The sequence below is a fragment of the Phyllobacterium sp. 21LDTY02-6 genome (assembly GCF_023554255.2).
Classification (GTDB): Bacteria; Pseudomonadota; Alphaproteobacteria; order Rhizobiales; family Rhizobiaceae; genus Phyllobacterium.
The window spans coordinates 293,960-320,014 of sequence record NZ_JAMJWD020000001.1; the positions used below are offsets into that span (position 1 = coordinate 293,960).

The 26,055-nt window shown below is 61.6% G+C and carries 27 protein-coding genes; 10 read left to right on the top strand and 17 right to left on the bottom strand.

The window, feature by feature from the left end; genetic code table 11:
* Nucleotides 1-34: 34 nt before the first annotated feature.
* Both M8997_RS01405 and M8997_RS01410 read right to left on the bottom strand, forming a co-directional pair.
* Nucleotides 35-763: a response regulator gene (locus tag M8997_RS01405; RefSeq protein ID WP_250019635.1), complete on the bottom strand. Its 729-nt coding sequence runs from the start codon at nt 761-763 to the stop codon at nt 35-37.
* 23 nt (nt 764-786) lie between these two features.
* Entirely contained in the window at nt 787-1,290 is a 504-nt protein-coding gene (locus M8997_RS01410; protein ID WP_250019636.1) for a MarR family winged helix-turn-helix transcriptional regulator, read from the bottom strand.
* Between the two features lie 246 nt (nt 1,291-1,536).
* Between M8997_RS01410 and M8997_RS01415 the strand changes: the two genes are divergently transcribed.
* From M8997_RS01415 to M8997_RS01425, 3 genes are all read left to right on the top strand, one after another.
* A complete protein-coding gene (locus tag M8997_RS01415) occupies nt 1,537-2,427 on the top strand; it encodes a branched-chain amino acid aminotransferase (RefSeq protein ID WP_250019637.1) in 891 nt (296 codons plus the stop codon).
* A 136-nt stretch (nt 2,428-2,563) separates the two neighbouring features.
* Entirely contained in the window at nt 2,564-2,875 is a 312-nt protein-coding gene (locus M8997_RS01420) for a hypothetical protein (RefSeq protein ID WP_250019638.1), read from the top strand.
* A 210-nt stretch (nt 2,876-3,085) separates the two neighbouring features.
* Nucleotides 3,086-3,733 (top strand): MBL fold metallo-hydrolase, encoded by a 648-nt coding sequence (locus tag M8997_RS01425; RefSeq protein ID WP_250019639.1) that lies wholly within the window; start codon nt 3,086-3,088, stop codon nt 3,731-3,733.
* Between the two features lie 50 nt (nt 3,734-3,783).
* On the opposite strand, the gene M8997_RS01430 is transcribed toward M8997_RS01425, so the two are convergent.
* From M8997_RS01430 to M8997_RS01440, 3 genes are all read right to left on the bottom strand, one after another.
* Nucleotides 3,784-4,197: a BA14K family protein gene (locus tag M8997_RS01430; protein WP_250019640.1), complete on the bottom strand. Its 414-nt coding sequence runs from the start codon at nt 4,195-4,197 to the stop codon at nt 3,784-3,786.
* A gap of 371 nt (nt 4,198-4,568) precedes the next feature.
* On the bottom strand, nt 4,569-4,784 hold the full coding sequence (locus M8997_RS01435) for a cold-shock protein (protein WP_250019641.1): 216 nt from the start codon (nt 4,782-4,784) through the stop codon (nt 4,569-4,571).
* A gap of 376 nt (nt 4,785-5,160) precedes the next feature.
* On the bottom strand, nt 5,161-5,997 hold the full coding sequence (locus M8997_RS01440; RefSeq protein ID WP_256473162.1) for a lytic transglycosylase domain-containing protein: 837 nt from the start codon (nt 5,995-5,997) through the stop codon (nt 5,161-5,163).
* Between the two features lie 143 nt (nt 5,998-6,140).
* On the opposite strand from M8997_RS01440, the gene M8997_RS01445 reads away from it, so the two are divergent.
* Entirely contained in the window at nt 6,141-6,860 is a 720-nt protein-coding gene (locus M8997_RS01445; protein WP_250019643.1) for an HAD family hydrolase, read from the top strand.
* On the opposite strand, the gene M8997_RS01450 is transcribed toward M8997_RS01445, so the two are convergent.
* Both M8997_RS01450 and M8997_RS01455 read right to left on the bottom strand, forming a co-directional pair.
* Nucleotides 6,845-8,359 (bottom strand): ATP-binding protein, encoded by a 1,515-nt coding sequence (locus tag M8997_RS01450; protein WP_250019644.1) that lies wholly within the window; start codon nt 8,357-8,359, stop codon nt 6,845-6,847. The two genes, M8997_RS01445 and M8997_RS01450, sit on opposite strands and share 16 nt — an antisense overlap.
* 116 nt (nt 8,360-8,475) lie before the next feature.
* Entirely contained in the window at nt 8,476-9,489 is a 1,014-nt protein-coding gene (locus tag M8997_RS01455) for an NAD(P)-dependent oxidoreductase (RefSeq protein WP_250019645.1), read from the bottom strand.
* Between the two features lie 138 nt (nt 9,490-9,627).
* Between M8997_RS01455 and M8997_RS01460 the strand changes: the two genes are divergently transcribed.
* A complete protein-coding gene (locus M8997_RS01460) occupies nt 9,628-10,227 on the top strand; it encodes a TetR/AcrR family transcriptional regulator (protein WP_250019646.1) in 600 nt (199 codons plus the stop codon).
* Here the strand turns inward: M8997_RS01460 and M8997_RS01465 are convergent.
* Nucleotides 10,202-11,503, bottom strand: a complete 1,302-nt coding sequence (locus M8997_RS01465; protein WP_250019647.1) for an MFS transporter — start codon at nt 11,501-11,503, stop codon at nt 10,202-10,204. The genes M8997_RS01460 and M8997_RS01465 overlap by 26 nt on opposite strands.
* A gap of 174 nt (nt 11,504-11,677) precedes the next feature.
* Between M8997_RS01465 and M8997_RS01470 the strand changes: the two genes are divergently transcribed.
* Nucleotides 11,678-12,271 (top strand): TetR/AcrR family transcriptional regulator, encoded by a 594-nt coding sequence (locus M8997_RS01470; RefSeq protein ID WP_250019648.1) that lies wholly within the window; start codon nt 11,678-11,680, stop codon nt 12,269-12,271.
* A gap of 19 nt (nt 12,272-12,290) precedes the next feature.
* Here the strand turns inward: M8997_RS01470 and uvrB are convergent, their stop codons facing one another.
* The 5 genes from uvrB to M8997_RS01495 all read right to left on the bottom strand — a co-directional run bounded on the left by uvrB (nt 12,291) and on the right by M8997_RS01495 (nt 19,126).
* The gene (gene uvrB / locus M8997_RS01475) at nt 12,291-15,098 is read right to left on the bottom strand and encodes an excinuclease ABC subunit UvrB (RefSeq protein WP_250019649.1); all 2,808 of its coding nucleotides are present in this window, start codon (nt 15,096-15,098) and stop codon (nt 12,291-12,293) included.
* Nucleotides 15,099-15,212: 114 nt separating this feature from the next.
* On the bottom strand, nt 15,213-16,112 hold the full coding sequence (locus tag M8997_RS01480) for an HNH endonuclease (protein ID WP_250019650.1): 900 nt from the start codon (nt 16,110-16,112) through the stop codon (nt 15,213-15,215).
* 111 nt (nt 16,113-16,223) lie between these two features.
* Nucleotides 16,224-16,481 (bottom strand): SemiSWEET family sugar transporter, encoded by a 258-nt coding sequence (locus M8997_RS01485; RefSeq protein ID WP_250019651.1) that lies wholly within the window; start codon nt 16,479-16,481, stop codon nt 16,224-16,226.
* Nucleotides 16,482-16,613: 132 nt separating this feature from the next.
* Nucleotides 16,614-17,783: an alpha/beta hydrolase gene (locus M8997_RS01490; protein ID WP_250019652.1), complete on the bottom strand. Its 1,170-nt coding sequence runs from the start codon at nt 17,781-17,783 to the stop codon at nt 16,614-16,616.
* Between the two features lie 146 nt (nt 17,784-17,929).
* Nucleotides 17,930-19,126 carry a mandelate racemase/muconate lactonizing enzyme family protein gene (locus M8997_RS01495; RefSeq protein WP_250019653.1) on the bottom strand — a complete coding sequence of 399 codons (1,197 nt, stop codon included), beginning with the start codon at nt 19,124-19,126 and terminating at the stop codon, nt 17,930-17,932.
* 160 nt (nt 19,127-19,286) lie between these two features.
* Here M8997_RS01495 and M8997_RS01500 point away from each other — a divergent pair, with 160 nt between their 5' ends.
* A complete protein-coding gene (locus tag M8997_RS01500) occupies nt 19,287-19,676 on the top strand; it encodes an acyl-CoA thioesterase (RefSeq protein ID WP_250019654.1) in 390 nt (129 codons plus the stop codon).
* Here the strand turns inward: M8997_RS01500 and M8997_RS01505 are convergent, their stop codons facing one another.
* The 4 genes from M8997_RS01505 to M8997_RS01520 form a co-directional block, all read right to left on the bottom strand.
* Nucleotides 19,677-20,099: a VOC family protein gene (locus M8997_RS01505; RefSeq protein ID WP_250019655.1), complete on the bottom strand. Its 423-nt coding sequence runs from the start codon at nt 20,097-20,099 to the stop codon at nt 19,677-19,679. It lies immediately after the preceding gene.
* Between the two features lie 188 nt (nt 20,100-20,287).
* Complete coding sequence (locus M8997_RS01510) at nt 20,288-21,253, bottom strand: extensin family protein (protein ID WP_250019656.1); 966 nt, start codon at nt 21,251-21,253, stop codon at nt 20,288-20,290.
* A 142-nt stretch (nt 21,254-21,395) separates the two neighbouring features.
* The gene (locus tag M8997_RS01515; RefSeq protein ID WP_250019657.1) at nt 21,396-22,280 is read right to left on the bottom strand and encodes a DMT family transporter; all 885 of its coding nucleotides are present in this window, start codon (nt 22,278-22,280) and stop codon (nt 21,396-21,398) included.
* Between the two features lie 85 nt (nt 22,281-22,365).
* Nucleotides 22,366-23,508: a PQQ-dependent sugar dehydrogenase gene (locus M8997_RS01520; protein ID WP_250019658.1), complete on the bottom strand. Its 1,143-nt coding sequence runs from the start codon at nt 23,506-23,508 to the stop codon at nt 22,366-22,368.
* 279 nt (nt 23,509-23,787) lie between these two features.
* On the opposite strand from M8997_RS01520, the gene greA reads away from it, so the two are divergent.
* From greA to M8997_RS01535, 3 genes are read left to right on the top strand one after another with little or no spacing between them, the layout of a single operon-like run.
* The gene (greA, locus tag M8997_RS01525) at nt 23,788-24,261 is read left to right on the top strand and encodes a transcription elongation factor GreA (protein WP_250019659.1); all 474 of its coding nucleotides are present in this window, start codon (nt 23,788-23,790) and stop codon (nt 24,259-24,261) included.
* 2 nt (nt 24,262-24,263) lie between these two features.
* A complete protein-coding gene (locus M8997_RS01530) occupies nt 24,264-25,322 on the top strand; it encodes a glycosyltransferase (RefSeq protein ID WP_250019660.1) in 1,059 nt (352 codons plus the stop codon).
* Nucleotides 25,319-26,047 (top strand): glycosyltransferase family 25 protein, encoded by a 729-nt coding sequence (locus M8997_RS01535; protein ID WP_250019661.1) that lies wholly within the window; start codon nt 25,319-25,321, stop codon nt 26,045-26,047. The genes M8997_RS01530 and M8997_RS01535 overlap by 4 nt, the downstream gene beginning before the upstream one ends.
* Nucleotides 26,048-26,055 lie beyond the last annotated feature (8 nt).

Here is a 26,055-nt window from a genome sequence, read left to right on the forward strand (position 1 = left end):
CGATTTGCGCCTGGTATTCGTCGGGAGTGCCTCTCTACTCAACGCTCAATTTATAGCCGACGCCTCTGACGGTCTGCAACCAGACCGGATTGGCGGGATCGTTTTCGATCTTGCGCCGCAATCGGTTGATCTGAACGTCGATCGTGCGCTCGCCCACTTCGCCTTCCTGGCCGGTCAGTTCGTGGCGCGGCACCGTTTCGCCTGCACGCTCGGCGAAGATGGCCATGATATCCTGCTCGCGATCGGTCAGGCGGATGACATCGCCCGAGCGCTTCAACTCCCGCTTGGCGATGACGAAAGTATAGGGCCCGAACACGATCTGCTCGATCTTGGCCTGCGGCGCCGGCGCGCCTCGCCGCAATATATTGTTGATGCGCAGGATCAGTTCGCGCGGGTCGAAGGGCTTCGGCAGGTAATCATCCGCGCCAGCTTCGAGCCCGGTGATGCGGCTGTCGGTTTCGGAGAGCGCCGTCAGCATGAGGATTGGCACGTTCTTTTCCTGCCGCAGCGACTGCGTCAGCGCGACGCCGCTTTCACCCGGCATCATCACGTCGAGAATGAGCAGGTCGTAATCGATGCCCGCAAGCTTCCGGCGCGCCTCGTCGGCATTCGCGGCCACCGTAATGCGAAAGCCGCTGCCCGTGAGATATTGCGACAGCAGGTTGCGGATTCGGGTGTCGTCGTCGACGATCAGCAAATGCGGCGCGTCGTCGGACAACTGGGCCGTTTCGCCTTCGGTTCTCGCGTCCTTGGTCTGTTCCATATCTCCCCCTTTCTTCCCAGGTTCTACCCCGTCTTCGGCAAGCTGTCGATCTGTTGCCATTGGGCAGGGTTTACCATCGCCTTCAGAAAATGCTCGACTATCGCCCGGTCGCCCGGGCCGATTTGTTCCAATGCACCGCTAATGCGGCGTGATTGCGGTGCCGCAAGCTGCAGCGCCAGGTCCCGGCCCTTCGGCGTGGGGTAGAGTTCACGCTGGCGCCGGTCCTTCGGGCCCGGAACCTGCACGACATGGCCGGTGTCGATGAGCTGTTTGAGCACGCGGGCGAGGCTTTGCTTGGTTATCTTCAAGACGTCAAGCAATTCCGCCACCGTCATTCCGGGCTTTCTGTTGATGAAGTAGAGGACGCGGTGATGGGCGCGCCCGAAAGCCAGCTTTTCGAGGATGAGATCGGGGTCTGCGGTGAAATCCCTATAGGCGAAGAAGAACAGCTCTATGATGTCCAGTTGCTCGGCATCCTGGCGGGTCAGGGCTGTCTCAATTGGCCGTTCTGGTGTATAAGAATTCATGCAGGATCCCCGGTTTTGCAGAAATTATGTCAGCTTTGTTGACTTAATTTTAGACTGCTGATAATTTTTGGCAAGCTGTTGGCCGGCATTTTGAAGCTTTCGAAAAGCCAAGACGTGTTTCTATGATATTTTCCTCATTCGAAACGCCTGTTGGCGCCGTTTACGATGGTACACCAATTGGACGCCGGGACCAGTTGGCGCAACGACAAATCCCGCTGAATCAGGAAACAGGCCTGGAGGAAAAAGATGGCATCCGTCCCATTCGATCAATTGGAAGGTTATATCTGGATGAACGGCGAGTTCGTCCAATGGGCAGATGCCAAGATTCACGTGCTTTCGCACGGCCTTCATTATGCCAGTGCGGTCTTCGAGGGTGAGCGCGCCTATGGCGGCGAGATATTCAAGCTCAACGAGCATACCGAGCGCCTGCACGAATCGGCGCGTATTCTCGGCTTCACCATTCCCTATTCCGTCGAGGAACTGAACGATGCCTGCCGCAAGCTGCTGGTCAAGCAGGGGTTCGAGGATGCCTATGTGCGTCCGATCGCATGGCGCGGCAGTGAATCGATGGGCGTCGCGGCGCAGGCGAACAAGATCAATGTGGCAATCGCCATCTGGCAGTGGCCGAGCTATTTCGACCCGGCACAGAAGCTGAAGGGCATCCGGCTCGATCTGGCGGAATATCGCCGTCCCGATCCGCGCACCGCGCCTTCCAAATCGAAGGCGGCCGGCCTCTACATGATCTGCACCATTTCTAAGCATGCCGCCGAGGCCAAGGGCTATGCCGACGCGCTGATGCTCGACTGGCGCGGCCAGATCGCCGAAGCGACCGGCGCCAACGTGTTCTTCGTCAAGGATGGCGCCATCCACACGCCGACGCCCGATTGCTTCCTGGACGGCATCACCCGCCGCACCGTGATCGATCTTGCCAAGCGCCGTGGCTACGAGGTCATCGAGCGGGCGATCATGCCGGAAGAACTCGCAGGTTTCGAGCAGTGCTTCCTCACCGGTACGGCGGCGGAAGTAACGCCTGTTTCGGAGGTCGGGCCCTATAAATTCACAGTCGGTGAGATCGCCGCAAATTTGATGAATGATTACGCTGCAGAAGTAACGCCAAAGAAAGCTGCCGCAGAATAACGCGCTTATTTTCCCCTGTTTTAAACTTGATGCGTCTTTATTGACGCATCAAGTTGTTTGACTTTGCCTAAAACTTGGTCATCATGACAATTGTCAGGCATGAGTCTGACGTTGAAACGTTGACGGGGTGTCCATTATGGAAGCGCTTCTACCTATAGTCATTCAACTTATTTCAGGTGGCGTCGGCGGCAATATCGTCGGCTCTCTACTGAAGAACCTGAGTCTCGGGACAACCGGCAATTCCGTTGCCGGTGCTGTCGGCGGTCTGATCGGCGGTTACCTCACGCAGTTCCTCGGTGCCGGCGGTGCTGAAGCTGTCGCAACTGCTGCCGCTTCGTCCGGTCTGGATTTCGGAGCGATCATCGGCCAGATAGCAGGTGGCGGCGTAGGCGGGATCATCCTGACTGCAATTGCCGGCGCGATAAAGAACTCGATGGCCAGAACCTGATCGTTCTTCGCAAGTGTTTCCTGGGCGGTCGTCGGGCCGCCCTTTTCATGTCCGCAATCCGGTGAATTAACCCGCGCCATGCGTCACCAATCGCGCGGCGAAGGTTCTCTACAGTCGGAAATTGCTCTAGGCTCCGCCTTTGAGCGGTGCGCATGCACCGATTCAGGTGGAGGCGCGGCATTGCCCGCGCGAACTGGACAGGATTGAAATATGGGACAATTGCAGGCCGGTATTATACCCGTGACGGCCTTTCAGCAGAACTGCACCATCCTTTTCGACAGTGAAGACAAGCATGGGGTGCTCATCGATCCGGGCGGCGACAATGATCAGGTGCTGCGCGCGATTCGCGAGAACGACATCGTCATAGAGGCGATATGGATCACGCATGGCCATATCGATCACGCCGCCGGCGCCATGGACATGAAGGAAGCGCTGGGCGTGGATATTGTCGGGCCACATGAGGCGGACCGTTTCCTGCTGGAGAGCATCGAGGCGAAGGCCGAGCAATATGGCATTTCCGACAAGGTGAGAAACTGCACGCCGGACCGCTGGCTGAACGACGGCGATGTCGTCTCCTTCGGCTCGCATGAATTCGAGGTCCTGCATTGCCCGGGCCATGCGCCTGGCCACGTCGTATATTACAACCGCGCGGCCAAGTTCGCCCATGTCGGCGACGTCCTGTTCAATGGTTCGGTAGGGCGCACGGATCTGCCGGGCGGGGATCACGCCGCGCTCATCAATTCCATCAAGACGAAGCTCCTGCCGCTCGGGGACGATATCGGCTTCATCTGCGGCCATGGTCCGGGAGGCCGTTTCGGCGAGGAGCGCCGCACCAATCCGTTCCTGGCAGGGACATGAAAAAGCCGCCGCTGGGATGGCGGCGGCTGGTTCCGGTTTTGTCTATATGATCAATCCGCGTTGCAGAAATAGTCGCGGCCGTCATAGCCGCGGAAGGTACCCGTCTCCGGATTGAAGGAGCGGTAGCGATCCGAGCAGTAGCGGTACCATTCACGCGACCAAGGCTCGGCGCTGCCGTAATAGCGCGGTGCGCGAACCTCGCGGTAGACACGGACCGGCTCGCGGTAGACGCGCCTGTCGTCGTAATCGCGGTAGACGACTTCCGGCTCGCGCGGCTGCGCCAGCGCGCCGCCGATCAGGGCGCCAGCGGCAAGGCCGATAGCGCCGGCGGCAAGTGCGTCGCCGCCGCCGCGGTGATGATGCCGGCGCCAGCGGTGGTGGTCAGCCGATGCCGACGATAGCGGTGCGACGACTGTTGCAACGACCGCCGTGGCAAGAATGGCAAGTTTCGTACCTTTGTTCATGTTTTCGCCTCCTTGAAGCATCTGGCGCGCATCTGCCGCCGAAATTGTTTGGGCCATCAGGTCATTCAGACCGGCCATGCTCCATTTTTATGCCGTTCAGAATGAATGCAAGCTGAACGATCATGACATGAAGAAGGTTGCAGCATGCCATGTCCTGCCTGCATTGTTCCACGGAACACAGACATGAGGATTTCAGCATTTCCAAGGCAAAAGCAAGGTTATGGCACGCAGTGCGCGCTGGGAGTTGCAGAAGATGCTCACCGCAACAAAACTTCCCCCAATCGCAGTTGGGGGATAGCTTGGATCACAGGGGCGTTCCAAATCGGGCAATGCCCGGATGAAAAACCCTGATCTGACCGTTTATCGGCAGATTATTCCGTGATCGAAATGTTGACGGCTTTCGGGCCCTTGCCGCGACGATCCGGCTCCGTATCGAAGGAGACCTTCTGATTGTCCGCAAGGTTTGTCAGCCCCGAGGCCTGTACAGCGGAGATGTGGACGAAGATGTCTGCCGCGCCATCATCCGGCTTGATGAATCCAAAGCCTTTCTCGCTGTTGAAGAATTTGACCGTACCGGTCTGTGCCATGCTCAGTTCCTTTTTCATAACTACCGCGTCCCCCTCTGTGGGTCTGCGGGCTTTGTAGTGCCGTCTCCGGGTAGATGACCTTCGACGATATAATGCAGGCAGTTCTCGAATTCAGGAAAGGAGCCGATCATTGCCGGGATTTCTCCCGACCCGGTATTATTGCGGTTCCGGCGCGCCGTTCTTCCAGTCTTCCAGTGTTCATAGATGCCCGAGCAACTCAAGACTGCTAGAATAACTGTTTTTTGGCAAGCAAAAGTTTTTCTACCATTTGGGGCGTCAGGTAGAATGAACCTGCAAGCCTGTGCAACCGGCATAGAACTTGGCAATTATACGTGGCGGGCGTGCGCCTTCCCGGGTCAACACTTGGCGCTCGCAGCTAGCGGTTGCGCATGACGATGCAGGCACCACCGGCGGTACGCAATTCGGAGCAGATTTCATTCGCCTCGGTCCTGCTGTCCGAACCGATGCGAACGGCATAGACGCCGCGACGTCCCATTGGACTGCGGTGGCGGCTGATCACAGGCTGGTGCTTGCCAATAATGCCCGGAAAGCTGCGCCTGAGCCGGACAAGTTGCCTTTCGGCGGCGCTGCGGCGGAAATTGCCGGCGATCTGTATGCCCCAGGGTTTTGGCTTCACCTGCGCCATCGCCACGGTGGCGAAGCGGATGATCGGCAGGCGGCGGCATGCCTGGTCGAAGCCGAGCTTGGCATCGAGCGGGCGATTGGTGATCTCGGCGCCGGCGGCGAAGTCGTCCGGTGAGCGGCCCGTGATGTTCAGCACGTATTCCTCGGTTTCGAGCGGCAGGAACCCGCCGCTCGCCAGCCATTTCGAAACGCGTGTCGGCCCGGCATTATAGGCGGCCGCCGCCAGGCCCCAATTGCCGAACGCGCGGCGCAGTTCCTTCAGAAACGCCGCCGATGCAGGTAGAGCAGCGGCGAAATCATAGGGCTTGGCAAGACCGCGCTCTTTCGCGGTGCCGGGCATGAATTGCGCAATCCCCTGGGCCCCGACAGGGCTGGTGGCATTGGTGTCGAAGCGGCTTTCCTTCCAGATCAGGCGGGCGAAGAAGTCGCGCGGTACGCCGTGGCCGTCGGCGCTGGTGGTGAGCGCGGCGCATATCTGGGCGACGCTCGGTTCCGGCGGCGGCGCGGGCCGCACCAGGGCAGCATTCTCCGCAGCGTTCGCAATCTGCGCGCAGGACAGCACGATCATGCCCAGGATGAGTTGCTTCGACCAGTTCACGCGGTTCTCGTCATGAGAGAAATATCGCTTCATTAAACACAGCATCGCGTCCAATGAAAGATGGCGCGCGCATTCCTCTTAGTGACCGGCCTGCAATTTGCTATAGATGTCCCATGGCGGATTCGATAACGACGATCGGCTTCGATGCCGATGACACACTTTGGCAGAACGAGCAGTTCTTCCGTTCGTCCGAACGGCAGTTTGCCGCGATGCTCGCACCCTATTTCGACGGCGACGATCTGATGGATCGCCTTCTCGCCGTGGAGAAGCGCAATCTGCAATATTATGGCTTCGGCATAAAAGGCTTCACCCTGTCGCTGGTTGAAACCGCGATCGAGGTCACCGAGGGCAATATTCCCGCCTCGGTGATCGCCGACATCCTTGCCGCCGGCCGCGAAATGCTGTGGCATCCCGTCGAGACATTGCCGCATGTGACCGAGACGCTCGAGGGCCTGGCCGACCGCTACCGGCTCGTTCTCATCACCAAAGGCGATCTGTTCGACCAGGAGCGCAAGCTGGCGCAATCCGGCCTCGGGGACTTCTTCGACGCCATCGAGATCGTCAGCGACAAGGATCGCTCCACCTACGAGCGGATATTCACGCAGCATGGCGATGGTCCACGGCACGCGGTCATGGTCGGCAATTCGCTGAAATCGGACGTGGTTCCGGCGATAGAGGCGGGAAGCTGGGGCGTTTTCGTGCCGCATGAACTGACATGGGTGCTCGAACATGTGGACGAGCCGGTTTCGAGCAGCCGTTTCCGGCGCATCGAGACATTGCGGGCGCTGCCCGAAGTGCTTGCGGAAATCTCTGCCGCTTATTCCGCCGCCTGAGTGTCGAAGCCGGCGTCGTCGGGTGCATTCGGATCGCCCGCCGCCGTTTCGAGGCCGAGATCCGGGAACGCAACAATGCGGTTGCCGGTGAAGTCGGTGCGGACGACAATGAGGCCGCGCTCCTCGAAATAGGTCAGCAGCCGCCGCGCCCGGCGTGCGGAATGGGTACCATAGGCGCGGGCCAGGGTGGCATCCGACGGGCAGGGCGCGCCGGTAACCGCCGCCTGCGCCACGATGAAGAATACGCCCTGCACGTCGTCCGGCAGGGTCTTCGACAGTTCCAATGCCTGCTGCCAGGGTTCGCCGCGCGCCGTCTCGCCATCGATGCCGGCCCGTGCGACTGCCAGCCGGCGCCGAAAGGCGGGCAGGGGCAGCTGCTCTCCCGGCACCTTGCGAATACGGCAGCGCACCAGAAAGTCCTGGTAGAGCACGGCATCGTTGCGGAAGGAGGCGTCGGGGTCGTCCAGCATGTCGCGCATCACCGCCTCGAGCAGCGCATCGCGCTCGGCCTCGTCGATCTCCGGAAAGAGCGTCGGCGCGGCGCGCTCCTCCTGCTCCGTGGACCGCGCCTGGCTGAGCTGGGTCAATATATCGGCCGTCGGCATGGGTGGCGGCGGCGGGGCCTTGCGGATCGGCGCGCGCCGCTCCTCGGGCGAGGGGGTGAAGATAAGTTCCCGCGCATCCTCGCCCGGCTGCGGCAGTGGCGTCAGCTTGGGGCTGGAGGAACGGGCAGAGGTCTCGACAGCGCCGATGGTCACCGGCAACGGGCGGCGCGACAGCGCCGGGCCGAGCGCGATGAAATTGCCGCGGGCAAGATCGCGGAACTGCTCCGCCTGCCGCCGTTCCATGCCGAGAAGATCGGATGCGCGGGCCATGTCGATATCGAGGAAGGTGCGCCCCATCAGGAAGTTGGAAGCTTCGGCGGCGACATTCTTGGCCAGCTTGGCCAGCCGCTGCGTCGCGATCACGCCGGCAAGGCCGCGCTTTCTGCCTCGGCACATGAGATTGGTCATGGCGCCGAGCGACAACTTCCGCGCCTCGTCGGAGACTTCCCCGGCCACGGCGGGTGCGAACAACTGGGCTTCGTCCACCACGACGAGCATCGGATACCAGAAATCGCGCTCCGCATCGAAAAGACCGCCGAGAAAGGCAGCGGCGCAGCGCATCTGCTGCTCGACGTCCAGCCCTTCGAGGTCCAGCACCACCGAGACGCGGTGCTGGCGGATGCGTCCGGCGATGCGCGTCAGTTCGTTTTCGGTGCGGGCGCCATCGACGACCACATGGCCGTATTTCTCGGCGAGGGTAACGAAATCCCCCTCGGGATCGATAACGCATTGCTGCACCCATTGCGCGCTCTGCTCCAGCAGGCGGCGCAACAGATGCGATTTTCCCGAACCGGAATTGCCCTGCACGAGAAGGCGCGTCGCCAGCAGCTCCTCAAGGTCGAGCATGGCTTTTGCGCCTGCGGGCGCTGCTCCCATGTCGATATCGACCTTCATTTCAGCTCCAGATCCAGTGATTCCGCGCGCAATGTTCTGCGCGCGGACTGTCTAGCATTCCTTGGCCGCCCATGCGCCGGTTGCGATCAAAAATCGGCAGTTAACCACAGCTGGTTTCATCGTGTTTCCTTGAAGATGGTGCCAAAGGCCTTCATCTGCGCGACGACGTAATCGGCATCCATGATGCTCTCCGGGAGGAAAAGCCCCGGCTTCAACGCCTGCCCGTCCCTCAGGCCCAGCGCACGCTCCACGGCGAGCGCCACGTGCAGCGCCGTCAGCGGAGCCTGTCCTTGCGGGTGGACGATATCCAGACGGCGCTTGCCGCTGCCGCCATCGGCAGGCGTGCCCTCCATTTCGATCGCGATTTCCGTGGAGAATGCTTCGCCGCGGCGACGGCTGGCGGATGTGCCGTAGACGAGGTCGACCCGGATCGATTTCGCATTGGTCGCGGTCGAAAGGCTGAGAACGTCGAGGGGCGCATAGCCGGTCGCCTCCATTGCTGTGCCGTCAACATCGGTGAAGGAACGCCGTGCCTCATCCTTGTCGGCCCAGTGCCAGCGCCCATCGACCAGTTGCAGCGGGCTCGGCGCGGATTCCGTCAGGCGCACGAAATCAGCATAGGCCGCGGGACCGCCCATGTCCTCCTCGTCGAGCACGACGGTAATCCTGATGCTGTCGATGGCGCTGAACTGGCGGGCCATCCGTATCGCCGGGAACGTCGCCGCACCGGCCAGCCAGTTGCTCGCCATGAGAACAGGCGCGGCGTCGGGCTTGCTGATGGCGAGAGCCATTTCCGGGCCGACTTCGTAGACCCCGCTCGATACGGTGATATGGGGCAGGCCCTTGCGCTGGGCGTAGCGCATGGAGTTGAGCGTGTAGTCCTTGACGAAAACGGCGAGGGCGCTGAACCCCGCTCCGGCTGGAAGGGCGAGATCCGCCTGGTCGAGATCGACCCGGACGGCTGTCGTGTTGGGAAAGCGCGCGGCGACTGCCTGCGCCTTGGCCAGATCGCGCCCGCCCACAGCGATGGGAAGATCGGGATATAGCTTCCGCAATGTCTCGACCGCCCTGGAGCCTACTATCCCGGAGCCTCCGATGATGAGCGCCGGCTTGCTGCTATTGGTGTTCATGCCTGAATTCCTTTACAAGTTCGCGTTGGAACGGGCATGTTCGACATGAGTGCCCGTTTATGCTACTATTAGTAAGTTACTGATAGTATCATAACAAGGCATGCGTGAAATTATTATTGGACCTGGTGGCGAATGGCGATGAACGTTGCAAGAAAGATGGCAAGGCAGGACCGGCGCAAGCAGCTCCTCGACAAGGCGCTGACCATTGTGCGCGAAGAGGGGACGGACGCTCTGACCCTTGGCCATCTGGCGGAATGCGCCGGTGTGAGCAAGCCGATCGCCTATGAGCATTTCGGCACGCGCAGCGGCTTGCTGATCGCGCTCTATCAGCTGCTGGACGACCAGCAGGTGGACAAGCTCGTCGCCGCACTGGAGCAGGCGCCGAAACATCTGGAGGACGTGGCCCGGACGCTCAGCTACGCCTACATGGATTGCTGTCGCTCGATGGGTCCGGAATGGTCGGCGATTTCCGCCGCTCTCAAGGGCGACGAACAGATGGAGGCATTCCAGCTGCAGCTGATCGACGATTATGTCGACAGCTACTGCTCGATCCTCGCGCCCTACAGCAGCCTCGACCGGCAGCAATTGCGGTCGCGCTGTGTCGGCATCATCGGCGCGGCGGAAGCCATCGCCCGCGAGATGATGCGGGACAAGCTCGAAGTCTCAGCGGCCGCAGACCTGCTGCGGTCGCTGATCATGTCCTGGCTGGCGCCTAGCCGGCATGAGCCGGCTGCATGACGTCCTTCTTGGCGTGCTTGCTGATCGTCAGGACGAGCAGCGCGGCGATGAGGCACAATATCCCGGCCACCATGAAGGCAGGCATGTAGGTCTGGTACTCGGTCCGCGAAAAGCCGCCGCCATAGGCCGCGGACGCTGCACCGAGCTGGTGCCCGGCGAACACCCAGCCGAAGATCAGTCCCGCCTTCTCCCGGCCGAAACGGTCGGTGGCGAGTTTCACCGTCGGCGGCACGGTGGCGATCCAGTCCAGGCCGTAGAACATGGCGAAGAGCGAAAGGCCGTAGAAGGAAAAATCGGAATAGGGCAGGTAGAGCAGCGACAGGCCGCGCAATCCGTAATACCAGAACAGCAGCCAGCGATTGTCGACACGGTCCGATAGCCAGCCGGAGCCGATCGTTCCGAAGAAGTCGAAGAAGCCCATCATGGCGAGGACGCTGGCGGCACCGACGGCGGCCAGGCCGTAATCGCCGCACAAGGCGACGAAATGCGTGCCGACAAGCCCGTTGGTGCTGGCGCCGCAAACGAAGAATGTCGCGAACAGCACCCAGAACGTGCTGCTGCCCGAAGCCTCCTTCAGTGCCAGAAGCGGCATGGTCACCAGTGTCAGAAGCCCCCCGGTCACCCTGGGCGTCGGAATCACGTCCTTGTCGCCATAGGCCGGCAGGCCGACATCGGCAGGCCTGTCGCGCATCAGGAAGAATACGGCGATGACCGCCACGGTCAAAAGCGCACAGATCAGCATGACGGCGGTGCGCCAGCCATAGGTCTCGCTCAAGGACGCCATCAGCGGCATGAAGGCAAGCTGGCCCGTGGCGGAACTGGCGGTCAACATGCCGAGTACGAGGCCGCGCCGCTCCGTGAACCAGCGAGCGGCCACTGTCGCGCCGAGCACCATGGCGGTCAGGCCGGTTCCGAAACCGACCACGACGCCCCAAAGCATGATCAACTGCCAGATTTCAGTCATGGCCAGCGATGCGAAGAGCCCGCCCACGATCAGGGCCAGCGCGACGCAAACGACCCGCCTCACTCCGAAATAATTCATGAAAGCCGCCGCAAATGGCCCCATCAGGCCGAAAAGCAGCAGGCGAATCGAAAAGGCGATGGCGATATCGCGTGTTTCCCAGCCGAATTCCTTTTCCAGCGGAACAATAAGAACGCCCGGAGCGCCCACCGCTGCGGCCGTGACGAGCATGGTGAGAAAGGTGACTGCGACAACGACCCAGCCGTAGTGGACGTTGCGCTTCGCGAGAATATTTGCCAGCGGAGTGGAAAGCATGAGCGATCTTTCAAACAAGGAGAGCGATGACTATATCGATAAGTTAGATGATGGTCATCATATTTGACTATTCATGACGAGCATCATATAAATTGTCAAGAGACCGATCCCAGGAAAAGCGGAAGCATTCCCGACTGGGGGAGAACGCATCCTTGTAGAGGAAGGGGAGCGCAGATGCGCGTCAGTAAGGAGCAGGCAGCGGAGAACCGCGCCCGTATCGTCGAGGTCGCGAGCAGGCAGTTCCGGCAGAAGGGATTTGGCGGCATCGGCGTCGCCGATGTGATGAAGCAGGCGGGCCTGACGCATGGCGGCTTCTATGGCCACTTCGCGTCCAAGGACGATCTCATCGCCGAATCATGCGATGCGGCGATGAAACGCTCGGCCGAGAAATGGTCGCAACTGGTCGAGCAGGATCGCGAAAGCGCGCTCGACGCCATCATCCTGTCCTATCTCAGCAAGACCCATGAGGGCAATCTCGCCAATAGCTGCACCATGTCAATGCTCGCGCCGGACATTGCCCGGCATGGCGGCGAGGTGCAGGCGCGCTTCACCGAAGGCACCAAGCGGCTGCTCGACATCATGTCGCTGGTGGTCGACGAGCCTTCGCAGCAGGCGAAGCGGAAGAAGGCGCTGGAGATAATGGCAGGCCTGGTCGGCGCCGTGGTTCTGTCCCGTGCATCGGATGATCCGGATTTCGCCGATGAAATCCTCGATGCGGTTCGGTCCGGTTTCCAGGGCTCCGAGCCGGAAAGCGGAAATACGCCTTAAAATATCGACCCAGCCGCGATCAGCGGCCGGGACGCCCCGTCTTGCCTGGGCGGCGCTTGCGCTTGCCGTCATCCTCATAGGAGCCAGCCCCCGCTCGCTCGCGGCGGATGATGGCGTGATCATTGCGGTTCGTGCCGGTGAAGGCCGGCTTTTCCGGGATATTGCCCGGCAGCGGCTTCTCGGTTCGTCCCACTGTCATCTCGTCCAGCGTGTTCTTGCGGAAACCCTTCGGCGCGAGCGGCCGGGTGCTGTCGCCGCCCATTTCGTCGAGATGCGGCTTGCGGAAGACGCCGGCCGGCGTTTCGCCATCTTCGGTGACGACGCGGTGAGCGGCCCGTCCGGCATTGTGCCGGCCCTTGGTGCGCCCCGTGACAGGACTTTCCAGCTCTACTTCGCGGGCCATCGGATCGTCGGAAATGGCAAGTTCCGTATCGCGCAGGCGCTTGATCTCGTCGCGCAGCCGTGCGGCGACCTCGAAGTCGAGATCGTCGGCGGCGTCGCGCATCTGGCGCTGCAGATGTTCGAGATGCGCCTTGAGATTATTGCCGACCATTGTACCGGAATCGGCAAAGCCGGAAATATCCGCCATGACGTGGTCGCGCTCGTAGACGCTGTTGAGGATATCGCCGATATTCTTCTTCACGCTTGCCGGCGTTATGCCGTGGGCGATGTTGTAGGCCTCCTGCTTCTCGCGGCGGCGGCTGGTTTCCGCCATCGCCCGTTCCATCGACCCGGTAATATGGTCGGCGTAGAGGATGACCTTGCCGTCGACATTTCGCGCGGCGCGGCCGATCGTCTGGATCAGCGAGGTTTCAGACCGGAGGAAGCCTTCCTTGTCCGCATCCAGAATGGCGACGAAGCCGCATTCCGGTATGTCCAGGCCCTCGCGCAGCAGGTTGATGCCCACCAGCACGTCGAAAGCGCCGAGGCGCAGGTCGCGCAGGATCTCGATGCGTTCCAGCGTGTCGATGTCGGAATGCATGTAGCGCACGCGGATGTTCTGCTCGTGGAGATATTCCGTCAGGTCCTCGGCCATCCGCTTGGTCAGCACGGTGACGAGCGTGCGGTAGCCCTTTGCGGTCGTCTCGCGGATTTCGCCCAGCACATCGTCGACCTGCGACTTTGCGGGGCGAACCTCGACCGGCGGGTCGATAAGACCGGTCGGGCGGATGACCTGCTCGGCGAACACGCCGCCGGACTCCTCCATCTCCCAGCCACCCGGCGTCGCGGAGACGGCAACGGTCTGCGGCCGCATCGCGTCCCACTCTTCGAAACGCAGCGGCCGGTTGTCCATGCAGGAGGGCAGGCGAAAGCCATATTCCGCCAGCGTGGCCTTGCGCCGAAAGTCGCCCTTGTACATCGCGCCGATCTGCGGCACGGTCACATGGCTTTCGTCGATGAAGACCAGCGCATTGTCGGGGATGTACTCGAAAAGAGTGGGCGGCGGCTCGCCCGGCTTGCGGCCGGTGAGATAGCGCGAATAGTTCTCGATGCCGGCGCAGGAACCTGTCGCTTCAAGCATTTCGAGATCGAATGTGCAGCGTTGCTCGAGGCGCTGGGCCTCCAGCAGCCGCCCGGCCTCAGTCAGTTCCACCAGCCGGTGCTTGAGTTCTTCACGGATCGACTTGATCGCCTGGTTCAGCGTCGGCCGCGGCGTCACATAATGCGAATTCGCGTAGATCTTGACCGAGCGCAGGTCGCCGGTCTTGTGGCCGGTCAGCGGATCGAATTCGGTAATTGCCTCGATTTCATCGCCGAAAAGCGAAATTCGCCAGGCGCGATCCTCCAAATGGGCGGGGAAAAGCTCGATCGTATCGCCGCGCACCCGAAACGAGCCACGGGAGAAATCCGCCTCGCGGCGCTTGTACTGCTGGGCCACGAGGTCGGCGAGCAGCGCGCGCTGGTCGAGCCGGTCGCCGATCTTCATTTCGAAGGTCATCGCCGTATAGGTTTCGACCGAACCGATACCGTAGATGCACGATACCGAGGCGACGATGATCACATCGTCGCGCTCCAGCAGCGAACGGGTAGCCGAGTGCCGCATTCGATCGATCTGCTCGTTTATCGAGGATTCCTTCTCGATATAGGTGTCGGAGCGCGGCACATAGGCTTCCGGCTGGTAATAATCGTAGTAGGAAACGAAATACTCGACGGCATTGTTGGGGAAGAACGACTTGAACTCGCCATAGAGCTGCGCGGCAAGGGTCTTGTTCGGCGCCAGGATGAGAGCCGGCCGCTGCGTCGCCTCGATCACCTTCGCCATGGTGAAGGTCTTGCCGGAGCCGGTGACGCCGAGAAGGACCTGCGTCCGGTCGTCATCGCCGATGCCGGAAACAAGGTCGGCAATGGCCGTCGGCTGGTCGCCGGACGGCGTATAGTCCGTCTCCATGCGGATCGGGATGCCACCTTCCGATTTCTGCGGGCGCGCGGGCCGATGCGGCTGCCAGGCCGTGCCGTTCTTGAACAGCGGGTTGCCGCTCTCGATCAGGGCGGACAGGGCGGCGACGGTAGCCGTGGCGCCGCCGGGCGCTATGCTGCCGGCGTCTTCCAGCGAAATGTCCAGCCCCGCGACCGGATTGAGACCGGCGGCGGCGCGCGTCTTGGGATCGGATGAGCCGCCGATCGACGTGCCACGCGACGTGCGCGCGGCAGGCGCTTCCTTTGCGGGTTTCTTCGTCCTGGCGCGCGGCTTTGCAGCCTGATCCGACTGTTTCGTTATGCCGACAGCCCAATCGCTGATGCTGCCGGAAAGCGGCGTGCCTTCCAGCTCCGGTTGCGGGGTTTCGCCGAAACCGTCGGTGCTGTGTTTCGATGGTGACTTGGTCATGGGGCAAATATGGTTAGAGTCTGCCGAAATGGAAAGGGGCATCGCCCGGAAAGCGCACCGCCGACACAACCTCCTGACACCAAGCTGTCAGGAAGTTGTCATGAAATGCGGCGTTCAGGGACGGAAAATATTGCTCCGGTGATAGTGCAGCAATCCCTGGTGCGGCCAGTGATAAGGGTCTTTCGGCAGGTGTATGCGCGCCGGCTTCCTGATCAGGAGGTCGCACACCGCTTTCTGCCCCGCAATGACCGAGGACACCAGTATCGTGTAATCCGCGTCGATCGACAGCAGGCCCTTGTCGAACAGCCAGTGGATGGTGCGGCTGAGGGCGATACCGTTTCCGGCGGAGTCGGAACCGGATTTTTCGATCGGCCGGATATGCGCGCATTCGATCTCATGCCGGCCGTCCGGAGCCTGGAGGCAGGTGCCCGTCATGGCACAGGTACATCCATAGGCCTCGCCGATAAGCCGGCGGAAGGCGCGGTCGCGCAGGAGCGGCGAGGTGAGAATCCGGGTGCGTTCATCGGCGGGAGGAGGGTCTTCCCCAAAGCCGAAGCCGTAATTGGCGTGGCCAATCCGGGGCGGTTCGATCCATGCCTCGCCCATGCCGGCGCGCAGGATGGTCATGCAATCCTCGTCCGACAGGCGCCGGGCTTCCTGCTGCACCAGCGATGAATTTACCGAACCGTCGATCTGGCGCATGGCCGATTCGTAATAGGAACTGGGATAGGGCGCGCGGAAGGGCACGGGACGCGGGAACTCGAAATATTGCTCCACCTTGGCAAGCCAGTAGGCCGGATCCGCGGTGGGGCGGATGGCGGCGACGCTGGCGGCAGCGAAATAGCCGGCCAGGCGGCCAGCATAGGCCTCGTTGGGGCGGCGCGGGCGAAGAAAAATGACCCAGTCGCCGAGCTGCTCGCCGATAATGTCGAGATATTTCGTCCGAAAGCGGAATCCAGCCTGAAGCGGCCCAACGCTCCCGACGCCGGAGCGAACGTTGAAAATGGCTGCCATGCGGCGGAATCACTGCTCGTCATTTCCACGACAGCATGGCTCAGCCTGCCCGAATGCGAAACGAACCCCAAATTGCAAATGCGGGCTTCAGCCGCAACTCAGGCGCCGGCTTCAGCCGTAGCGCAACTTCAGGCCGAGAATGGTCAGGATGAGGAGCAATGTCAGGCCATTGGCGGCGATGACCGGCCAGGAGCCGATCAGGAGCCCGTAGCAGAGCCAGAGAAAGACGCCGAGGGCGAGCGAAACATTGGTGATCAGCGAAATGCTGGCCGTTTCGCGGTAACGAACGATCTTCATGATCTGGGGGATCCAGCACATGGTCGTGATGATGGCAGCAAGACTGCCGACAAGCTCGATATGGAACGGCACGGACGGCTCTTTCGCGCAAGAAAATAAAAACAGTATATGAGCGGTTTCATCGCTAAAATACAGCGGAATCGTGACGTAACCCGCCGAATTCCGTCAGGTTTTTCATAGGGCTTACCCGCAGCGGCCGCAGTTCTATCGGACGACGTCGAGCAGGCGCGCCGGCAGGTAGATCACCAGCGATGCCGCCCCGGTGATGACGGAGGTTCCGTCGGCCAGAACGGCCTGTCCCGGTGATTGCTCGTCGCCTTCGAGGACGCGCTGCGAAAGCTCGCCGCTCCGCGCCATTTTCATGAGCGTGGGCGAGCTCGCAAAGACGCCGTGTGAGCCTCCGTCGAGCGATGACGCATCGAGCACGACGATGCCGAGACTCTGCAGCGCGGGAATGCTGGAGCCGTCGCCGACCCGCGGATGGCCACCGACGATCCGGCTGGAGACGTTGAGGGCGCGGTCCGCGCGGGAAACCAGCACCGTGAACGGCTTTGGCAGGGTGCCGATATCCTCGGCCTGCTGCTGGAAGACGTCGATGTCGATATCCGGCGCAGCGAGCATCACGCCGGAGAAGCGGTTGAAGACCGCGCGGTCGCCGCTTTCCGCCAATTCCTTCAGCGCCTCCATGACGACGAAAGAGCCCATGGAATGGCCGAGCAGCAGTATCTTGCTCGCATTGGAACGCGCCGCTACGCGCAGCGTCTCCGCCAGGCCGTCGCGGCCGAAGGTGGCGCTGTCGCGATCATAGACGTAAAGACCGATGGAGCCGGCTGACGGCCAGGCATAGTGCAGCGTGACGCCGGGAATCGCGTAATCATGCGCGATCTGCGCGGCGCGAAAGACGCTGTCGGCAAAATTATTGTTGTAGCCATGGACGAAGACGAGCAATTCGCGCTGATTGGCGGGCCGGCGCGCGAGCTCGGCGTTCAATTTGTCCAGAAACAGTTGCTCCCTGTCATAGGGCTGGAAAATGGTCGCGGCGAAGTTGCGGGCCGGATTCGGCTTGGTCGTCGATTTTTCCACCTGGCCGGATTTGTGGCTCGGCGGAATGCCGATATCCACCCGCGCAAAGTTCAGCTCGGCGGAACGTCTGGCGGAAAATGGCAAGGAAAGATTGTCGGAGCGCTCGCGGCTGGTTGCGACGAAGATCGGGACAACCGCCTTCGGCCCCTTGGTTTCGCTCAGCCTCGGGGCTGGCACAGCCGCGCTTGCCTTGACAATGCCTGTCTCCTTTAGCCCCAGGACCGCCTTCCCGCCGCAGCCGGCAAGGAGGAACGGGATGAGCAGAATGACTGACAGACGCGACAACGCCATGGCTCAACTCCACACTACCATGCACCGCTTGAAACAGTATTTTGCCGCCGCTGCAACCGCAATCGCCATTTGCGCGGCTTGTCGTGCTGCCTATTTCGCCGCGCGTGACAAATTTTCCACAGCCGTACCGCGTCCGCAGGGGGCGGTTACAGCGGCAGCGGGTCGCGCCCCATGCCGAGATGAAGCTCATGACCGGTATAGGCGTGGCGCTCGGCAACTTCCTCGTCCAGTTCAACGCCGAGGCCGGGTTCGGTCGGCGGAATGACATAGCCTTCTTCCCAGCGCAGCGGTTTCTTCAGGATCTCGGCGTGGAAGCCGCCAAACCCCTGGATACATTCAAGGATCAGGAAGTTCGGGCTGCATGTGGCGAGCTGTATGTTGGCTGCGCCGACGAGCGGCCCGCAATAGAGATGCGGCGCGACCTGGGCGTGGAACGTCTCCGCCATGCCGGCGATCTTCTTCGCCTCCAGCAGCCCGCCGACACGGCCGAGATTCATCTGCAGGATATTGGCGGCACGGTTCACGAGCAGGCGCTGGAATTCGTATTTCGTGGTCAGCCTCTCACCCGAGGCTATGGGAATGGAGGTATGCTGCTGCACATAGCCCATGTTTTCCGGCATATCCGGCGGCACCGGCTCTTCCAGCCAGAGCGGATCATAGGGTTCGAGCCGTTTTGCAAGCCGAACGGCGCTCGCTGGCGTCATCTGCCCATGGGTGCCGAATAGCAGGTCCGCCTTGCTTCCGACCGCCTCACGTACGAGTTTCACGAATTTTTCGCCGAGATCGAGCTGTTCGAGCGATAATTGGCGCGGATCGAAGGAGGTATAGGGCGCGACCGGGTCGAATTTGACGGCAGTATAGCCCTCGCCGACATATTCTGCGGCGCGCGCGGCCGAAGCCTCGGCATCCCAGTAGATAGCCGATGTCTCGCCGAGTTCCGTCTTCGGATAGATATAGGTGTAGCTGCGCAGCCGCTCATGCACCCTGCCGCCGAGAAGTTCGTAAACCGGCTTGCCGGCTTCCTTGCCGATTATGTCCCAGCAGGCCATCTCCAGCGCGGACACCGCGCCCATCAGCGTGGGGTCGGGGCGCTGCGAGAAGCCGCTCGAATAAGCGCGGCGGAAAAATTTCTCGATATGGTGCGGATCTTCGCCGATCAGCCAGCGTCCGGCGACATCTTCGACGATCTGGCGCATGATCTGCGGGCTGATCGTCGAATTATAGGCTTCGCCGTAGCCGACAACGCCGGTATCGGTGGTCAGCTTGACGAAGAGAAACCAGGTGCCGCCGAATGAGGGGGGAGGATTTCCCACGACGAAGGTTCTGACATCGGTGATTTTCATGGCTCGTCCCGCATTGTTTCCAAGAGACTAGGGCAGCGACCTCGACCGGCAAAAACCGGGTAGCGACCCGCTATGTCACGTTTCCGACAGTTCGAAGGCTTTTCAAACCCGCCGCGACACAGCATTCTTGCTTCGGCGAATCCCGTCCGAGGAGTAATCTATGACCGAACCGACCAATCCGATAGGCGAACTGACCTTGCGCACCCTGGCCATGCCTGCCGATGCGAATGCGGCGGGCGATATTTTCGGCGGCTGGGTCATGGCGCAGATGGACCTTTCCTGCGGCATAAGGGCGGCCGAGCGGGCGAAGGGACGTGTCGTGACCGCCGCGGTCAAGGAAATGGCCTTCGCCAAGCCGGTCAAGATCGGCGACACACTCTGCATTTATACGCAGGTGGCCGGTGTCGGCCGGACGTCGATCACCCTGAAGGTGGAGGCCTGGGCGCAACGTTATCTCACCGACATCATGGAGCGGGTGACCCACGCCGATTTCGTCATGGTCGCACTGGACAAGGAAGGCAAGCCGACACCGGTGCCGGCGGAGGAGTGATCAGCTACCGCTGCCGATCATATATTTGTCCCAGAACCCCGCCTCGGCTTCTGTCTGTTCCACGATGTCGATCCAGAGGCCGGACGGATCATGGAAGCCGAAGCGCCGCTGTCCGAACGGCTCGTCCGTCAGCGGATATTCGATCGTCAGGCCTGTCGCCGCGATCTTGTCGAAGGCCGCCCCGGCATCGTCGACCTGCAATTCGAAACACATGCCCGTGCCGCTGAACGTCTCGGAACCTGGCGGTGACGAGGGATGATCGGGTGTCATGAAGGCGATGGATGCGGACTGGTCTTCGGCGGATAGCCAGCAGAACCACGTGCTGTCGAATCCGCTGACGAAGCCGAGATGCCTGATCCAGAAGTCGCGGCAGGCTTCCTTGCGGTCGGTGACGATGATCGGATAGCGATCGTTGAAGCGCATATGAGATCTCCCTTCTTCTCCGAGCCGGATTAGACAGGAACGAGCCGGGCTGACAAGGGGCGCCTGTCAGGAGAGTTTATCTGGCTCCTGCCGAAAGGCGCGCATTCTCGCATCGAAATTCATGTATCGATTCAACTTGCTGCCAATCTGATTCCGTCGGGGCTGCCAATGCGTTGATTTCATTGCCCCTAGCGGCAGGCGCGCCTTCCATTGCGCCGCTGCATCAGGTCGAAGTGGAAGTGGTCGCCATGGAAGCGGTCATAGCCCGGGCCGAGGACGGTGGTGAAGTAGTCGCAAGCGTCGGAGCGTACGCTGTTGAGCAGGCCGCGTTGGCGGAAGGAGAACAATCCGGGCTTCTGCACCTTGATCGCCTTGCCATTGTTGAGCGTGATCCTGGAGATATCGAGGGCATTTCCGCGCGAATGTTCCGACATCGCCCTGCCGCGCTGGTTGCTCATGGTGCGGCAGGAGTAGCTGGACGCCTGATGGATGGTATTGATGCCTGACAGATAGCGAAGGCGGGTCGATGGCGTCAGGTCGCTCTTGACCCAGCGGGCGAAGGCGAGCGTCATCTGGCAGTTCAATGTGGCAGCCGGTTTCAGCTTGATGTTGCCGCTGGCGAAGCCGCTGACCTTGAGCGGATGATCGATGCGGCAGACGCCGCCATCATTGATCGGTTCCCCTTCGGTGAAGACCACGCCCAGTCGCTTCAGTTGCGTGCGGCAAGCGGCTTCGCTGCCGGAGAGCGCATAGGCCGCCTGGCCGCGGGCGACGGGATCAGGCACTGACGCCGGGAACCCGTATTCGTCCGGGCTGCTCTGATAGGTCTGCGCCTCTTCTTCCTCGGCGCGGGCGAGCGATGGTGTTTCAGGTTCTGCGGGCTGTTCGGCCTGCGGGATATCGGCGATCTGGGCTGTTTCGGATGATTGGCCGGCATCGTCGACGACGGATGGGGCCGGCTCGGCAACGACGAGAGGATCGGCCGCAATCTGGGGCGACTGGCTGGCATAATCCGCCACCGTCGAACTGCCGACATCGGCGGAAGGGCGCGGTGTTTCACCCATACCGCATGCGCTGAGCGCCGTACAGGCGCAAAGTGCGAGCATGACCGGTATGCGTTCAAGACGCAGGGCGGATGACAACGCGATACCCATGTCACCATATCCTTCTGCCGTAGCCGCTGTGGGTGCGGCAGCCGCGAACATCTGAAATCAGGAGTAGCAGCAAAGGGTAAAGGAAAGGTCAGCGGGGCTGTTAAGCCCTATGTCGCAATTGAGGCGGGGCGCGCCGCCGCTGTCAGGCAGTGGCGCGTTTGCGCATCGCGGGTATCAGTTCGACGGCGATCATGGCGATGAAGATCAGGGCGCATCCCGCCATGCCCTGCACGCCCATGCGTTCGCCGAGCAGGATGGTGCCGAAAAGGGCGGCGAACAGCGCTTCCGAGGACAACATGATTGCCGCCTGCGGCGCGGTGGTGAAGCGCTGGCCGATTGCCTGCAGGGTGAAGCCTATTCCCGAGGAGAACACGCCGGCGAAGATGATCTCCGGCGCGACAGCGAGGATCAGGGCGGGGTTCGGGGTCTCGAGCGGGAGGGAAATCAACATGCTGAGCACGCCGCAGACAAGGAACTGCACCAGCGAAAGCATGATCGGACGCCCGCTGCGGATGGCGATGCGGCCCATGAATATGATCTGGAGAGCCCAAAAGATGGCGCAGGCGACGATCAGCCAGTCACCGGTCGTCAATCCTTGCAGATGCCCGCCGGACAGGAGATAGATGCCGGCGAGCGCCGACAGCGCGCAGGGCCAGACCACCGGATGCGGCCATTGGCGATAGATGATCACGGCCAGGAAAGGCACCATGACCACATAGAGGCCGGTGAGGAAGCCGGCATTGGTGACGGTGGTCGTCTCGAGGCCGATCTGCTGCAGGATCGAGCCGATGAACAGCAGCACACCGAGGAAAGCAAAGCCGTAATAATCGGCCCGGGATAGGGGCGACGCTGCAGCCCTGGCTTCCCGGATGGCCAGCGGCACGACGGTCAGGGCGGCGAGCAGGAAACGCAGCCCGACGAACGTAAAGGGGCCGATATTGCTCATGGCGCTCGACTGGGCGACGAAACCCAGGCCCCAGATGGCCCCGGCCGCTAGCAACAGAATATTGGCACGCGCATGCGTCATCGAATCCCCGCAACTCCCACCGCGGTCCTCGACGCGCAGTCCTCGCATTGGCTCTATCCAAGGAACGGTCCGGCGGCAAGCCCGATCAGGCGCCGGATGCCCGGGTCAGGCGCACAATCTTGCCATTGCTGTCATCGGTCAGGAGGTAGATCGAGCCATCCGGTGCAACACGAACGTCGCGAATCCGGCCGAATTCGCCCTCGAACAGCCGTTCCTCGCCCTTCATGGCGCCCTTTTCGTCGCGGTCGAGGCGAACGAGGAGTTCGAACTTGAGCGCCCCGGCGAGAAGATCGCCGTTCCATTCGGGAAACATCTTGCCCTGATAGACCGCGAGGCCCGAAGGTGCGATGGAGGGGTCCCAGTAATAGAGCGGCTGCTCATAGCCTTCGGCTTCCGTGCCGACGCCGATCTTGGCGCCCGAATAGTCCTCGCCATAGCTGATTACGGGCCAGCCATAGTTCCTGCCGGCGCGCGGCTGGTTGATTTCATCGCCGCCCTTGGCGCCATGTTCCAAGGTCAGCAGCGAGTTCGTGACCGGGTCCCATGCCGCCCCTTGCGGATTGCGATGACCCTTGGACCACAATTCGGGAAGGCCCTTGCCGCCATCCGCGAACGGGTTGTCCTTCGGGATCGAACCATCGGCATTGATGCGCAGGACTGAGCCGGCGTGATCCTTGAAATCCTGCGCCCGTTTCTGCTCGCCGCGCTCACCCATGGTCACGAAGAGCTTGCCATCGGGCGCGATGACGATGCGGGAGCCGAAATGCTGGCCCTTTTGCGTCTTGCGGTTCATCGAAACGAGGACTTTGACATCCTCCAGTGCCGCGGAGCCATCCGTTCGTACGAGCCTGGCGCTGGCCAAAGCCGTTCCCGCGCCGCCACGGCCGGGTTCCGAATAGGTGAAATAAATGCGTCCGCTTCGTTCGAATTCCGGTGCGAGCGCCACGTCAAGCAAGCCGCCCTGGCCCCTTGCCGCCACTTCGGGCACGTTTTCGACCGGTTTCGAGGCCTTGCCGTTCTGGACGATCCGCATGGTGCCGCTGCGCTCCGTGACCAGCAGGGCGCCATCGGGAAGGAATGCCAGGCCCCAGGGATGGTCGAGATTGTCGACCACCGTATCGGCGGCGACAGTCACTGTTTCCGTCTTGTAATCCTTGGCGATGGCCGCCGATGGCAGGGATGCGATGGCGAAAGCACCGATCAGTAGAAACTTGACTTTGCTTTTCATGAGTTCCGTCCTCGATCCATTGGTATAATCCGGGCAACGCATTGTATTTGTGCATAATTGCACGCGGGGGTGGTGTCACAGTGACGTGATCCGGCGTCGAAGCAGCGCCTCGGGATCGGTAGTGCGACATTTTCCACTTTCTTCGTGAAATCGCCTGAAACGGTGCTATATTAAGCGCAGATTGCATGAACGGTTCCGGAGTATGCGCTCTGGTGACCGTTTTCTTTTTGTGCCGAGGCCCGCAGAGAGGCTGTGGCACGTTCTGAGAAAGGAGAGGGCATGGAAAAGGTCCCGATGACTCAAGGTGGATTTGATAAGCTCAAGGAGGAGCTGCGCTGGCGCCAGCAGGAAGAGCGGCCGCGCATCATTCAGGCCATTGCCGAGGCGCGCGCCCATGGCGACCTTTCGGAGAATGCCGAATATCACGCCGCCAAGGAGGCCCAGAGCCACAATGAAGGCCGCATCGGCGAATTGGAGGACCTGACCGCCCGCGCGGAAATCATCGATATTTCAAAGCTGTCGGGCGACAAGATCAAGTTCGGAGCGACCATCGAGCTGGTGGACGAGGATACCGAGGAGGAGAAGGTCTACCAGATCGTCGGCGACCAGGAAGCCGATCCCAAGGCTGGCCGCATCTCGATTTCCTCGCCGATCGCCCGGGCCCTCATCGGCAAGAGCGAGGGCGACACGATCGAGGTCAATGCTCCAGGCGGGGCGCGTTCCTACGAGATTCTCGGCTTCAAATTCATCTAGGCGTGCCAAGCTCCCTTACCGAAATCGAGGTGATCGCCCCGAACTTCAAGCGCAAGCTTTCGGGGGTCACCTCGACTATCGTGCAGCTGATACCGTTGCAGCGCGCGAAGGGGCTCAATATCACGACCATCGGTCCCGGCCTGCCGCCATCTCTTCCGCGGATAGGTTGGTCGTCGCTGCTCGGCCTCTGGTCGCGCCCGAAGCATCGTCCCTTCCGCATATGGCATGCCCGGCGCAACAATGAGATGCTGGCGGGCATCGTCCTGCGCTGGCTTTGCGGCTCGCGGCTGAAGCTTGTCTTCACCTCCGCCGCGCAGCGTGACCACAAGCCGTTCACCAAATGGTTGATACGCCGCATGGATGCCGTCATCGCGACGAGCGGGAGGTCCGGCAGCTTCCTCAAAGTGCCGCATCGCGTCATCATGCACGGCGTCGATACCAGCCTGTTCCATCCTCCTGCCAACGCCGACGACCGCTTCGAGGCGTCCGGCCTGCCCGGAAAATATCTCGTCGGCTGCGCCGGCCGCATCCGCCCTTCCAAGGGCACAGACCTGTTTGTCGATGCCATGATTGCGCTTCTGCCGCACTATCCGGATTGGTCGGCAGTCATGACAGGGCGCACCACGGCCGAATTTGCGAATTTCGAGGCGGAGCTGCGCAGCCGCATTGCTGCCGCCGGGCTGCAGGACCGCATTAAATTCCTTGGCGAGGTGCCCGACGTGCGTCCCTGGTACCGCAGGATGACGCTCTATGTGGCGCCGTCACGCAATGAAGGCTTCGGCCTGACGCCGCTCGAAGCGATGGCTTCGCAGACAGCTGTTATTGCCAGCGATGCGGGAGCCTATGCCGAGATGATAACGCCGGAGACGGGCAGGGTGGTGCCGGCGGGTGACGGCGAGGCGCTGAGACAGGCGATCGAACCATATCTTGCCGATCCGGCGAAATGCCTGGCCGCAGGGCAGGCGGGGCTTGCGCATGTGCGCGCGAACTTCCCGCTCGAGAAGGAGGCCGCGCAGATCCTTGACGTCTATGAAACGCTGTTCGCCGGAGGGTCGCGATGACCGTGCAGGGCTTCATCATCCATCTGCAACGGGCGGAACGGCGCGGCGAGCATGCGCGGTCGCTGATCGACAATCTCCCCGTGCCGACGGAGATTCTGGACGCGGTGGATGGGGAAGCCATGTCGGAGCCCGAGATTGCGGATGTCTTCCGGCGTTCGCTGCACCGGCCCTGGTACCCGTTCGCGTTGCGCAAATCCGAAATCGCCTGCTTCCTCTCCCACCGCAAGGCGTGGCAGGAGATCGTCGACCGCAATCTGTCCGCGGGGTTGATCGTCGAGGATGATGTCGAGCCCGGCGAAGGCTTCGATGCGCTGTTCAGGCTCGCCGCGAGCTCCATCCAGCCGAACGACTATATCCGTTTTCCACGCTGGGAGCGCGGCGAGAACGGCGATGTCGTCGCGGCCGAAAATGGCCTGTCGATCATCGAGCCGCGCCTGCCCGGGCTTGGCATGCAGATGCAATTGGTCGGTGTCGAAGCGGCGCGCGCCCTGCTGGCCGCCACGCGGCGCTTCGACCGACCTGTCGATACGACCATCCAGATGGGTTGGCTGCACACCGCACGTATCCTCTCGGCGCGGCCGATCGCCATCAGGGAGATCGATTTCGATCTCGGCGGTTCGGTCGTCCAGAACAAGAAGAAGACACTGGCGGCGCGGCTCTACCGCGAGGTGATGCGGCCCTGGTACCGCTTCACGCTCTATATGATCAACCGATTGCAGGGCTGAACGGCCCG

Coding starts and splice junctions, on each gene's coding strand:
- M8997_RS01440 (WP_256473162.1), bottom strand. CDS start 5,997: ATGATCGTGCTGTCCTGCGCGCAGATTGCGAACGCTGCGGAGAATGCT.
- M8997_RS01520 (WP_250019658.1), bottom strand. CDS start 23,508: ATGAAAAGCAAAGTCAAGTTTCTACTGATCGGTGCTTTCGCCATCGCA.
- M8997_RS01470 (WP_250019648.1), top strand. CDS start 11,678: ATGCGCGTCAGTAAGGAGCAGGCAGCGGAGAACCGCGCCCGTATCGTC.
- M8997_RS01510 (WP_250019656.1), bottom strand. CDS start 21,253: ATGGGTATCGCGTTGTCATCCGCCCTGCGTCTTGAACGCATACCGGTC.
- M8997_RS01445 (WP_250019643.1), top strand. CDS start 6,141: ATGGCGGATTCGATAACGACGATCGGCTTCGATGCCGATGACACACTT.
- M8997_RS01405 (WP_250019635.1), bottom strand. CDS start 763: ATGGAACAGACCAAGGACGCGAGAACCGAAGGCGAAACGGCCCAGTTG.
- M8997_RS01430 (WP_250019640.1), bottom strand. CDS start 4,197: ATGAACAAAGGTACGAAACTTGCCATTCTTGCCACGGCGGTCGTTGCA.
- M8997_RS01495 (WP_250019653.1), bottom strand. CDS start 19,126: ATGAAAATCACCGATGTCAGAACCTTCGTCGTGGGAAATCCTCCCCCC.
- M8997_RS01465 (WP_250019647.1), bottom strand. CDS start 11,503: ATGCTTTCCACTCCGCTGGCAAATATTCTCGCGAAGCGCAACGTCCAC.
- M8997_RS01410 (WP_250019636.1), bottom strand. CDS start 1,290: ATGAATTCTTATACACCAGAACGGCCAATTGAGACAGCCCTGACCCGC.
- M8997_RS01435 (WP_250019641.1), bottom strand. CDS start 4,784: ATGGCACAGACCGGTACGGTCAAATTCTTCAACAGCGAGAAAGGCTTT.
- M8997_RS01425 (WP_250019639.1), top strand. CDS start 3,086: ATGGGACAATTGCAGGCCGGTATTATACCCGTGACGGCCTTTCAGCAG.
- M8997_RS01450 (WP_250019644.1), bottom strand. CDS start 8,359: ATGAAGGTCGATATCGACATGGGAGCAGCGCCCGCAGGCGCAAAAGCC.
- greA (WP_250019659.1), top strand. CDS start 23,788: ATGGAAAAGGTCCCGATGACTCAAGGTGGATTTGATAAGCTCAAGGAG.
- uvrB (WP_250019649.1), bottom strand. CDS start 15,098: ATGACCAAGTCACCATCGAAACACAGCACCGACGGTTTCGGCGAAACC.
- M8997_RS01515 (WP_250019657.1), bottom strand. CDS start 22,280: ATGACGCATGCGCGTGCCAATATTCTGTTGCTAGCGGCCGGGGCCATC.
- M8997_RS01455 (WP_250019645.1), bottom strand. CDS start 9,489: ATGAACACCAATAGCAGCAAGCCGGCGCTCATCATCGGAGGCTCCGGG.
- M8997_RS01480 (WP_250019650.1), bottom strand. CDS start 16,112: ATGGCAGCCATTTTCAACGTTCGCTCCGGCGTCGGGAGCGTTGGGCCG.
- M8997_RS01460 (WP_250019646.1), top strand. CDS start 9,628: ATGAACGTTGCAAGAAAGATGGCAAGGCAGGACCGGCGCAAGCAGCTC.
- M8997_RS01500 (WP_250019654.1), top strand. CDS start 19,287: ATGACCGAACCGACCAATCCGATAGGCGAACTGACCTTGCGCACCCTG.
- M8997_RS01505 (WP_250019655.1), bottom strand. CDS start 20,099: ATGCGCTTCAACGATCGCTATCCGATCATCGTCACCGACCGCAAGGAA.
- M8997_RS01490 (WP_250019652.1), bottom strand. CDS start 17,783: ATGGCGTTGTCGCGTCTGTCAGTCATTCTGCTCATCCCGTTCCTCCTT.
- M8997_RS01415 (WP_250019637.1), top strand. CDS start 1,537: ATGGCATCCGTCCCATTCGATCAATTGGAAGGTTATATCTGGATGAAC.
- M8997_RS01420 (WP_250019638.1), top strand. CDS start 2,564: ATGGAAGCGCTTCTACCTATAGTCATTCAACTTATTTCAGGTGGCGTC.
- M8997_RS01535 (WP_250019661.1), top strand. CDS start 25,319: ATGACCGTGCAGGGCTTCATCATCCATCTGCAACGGGCGGAACGGCGC.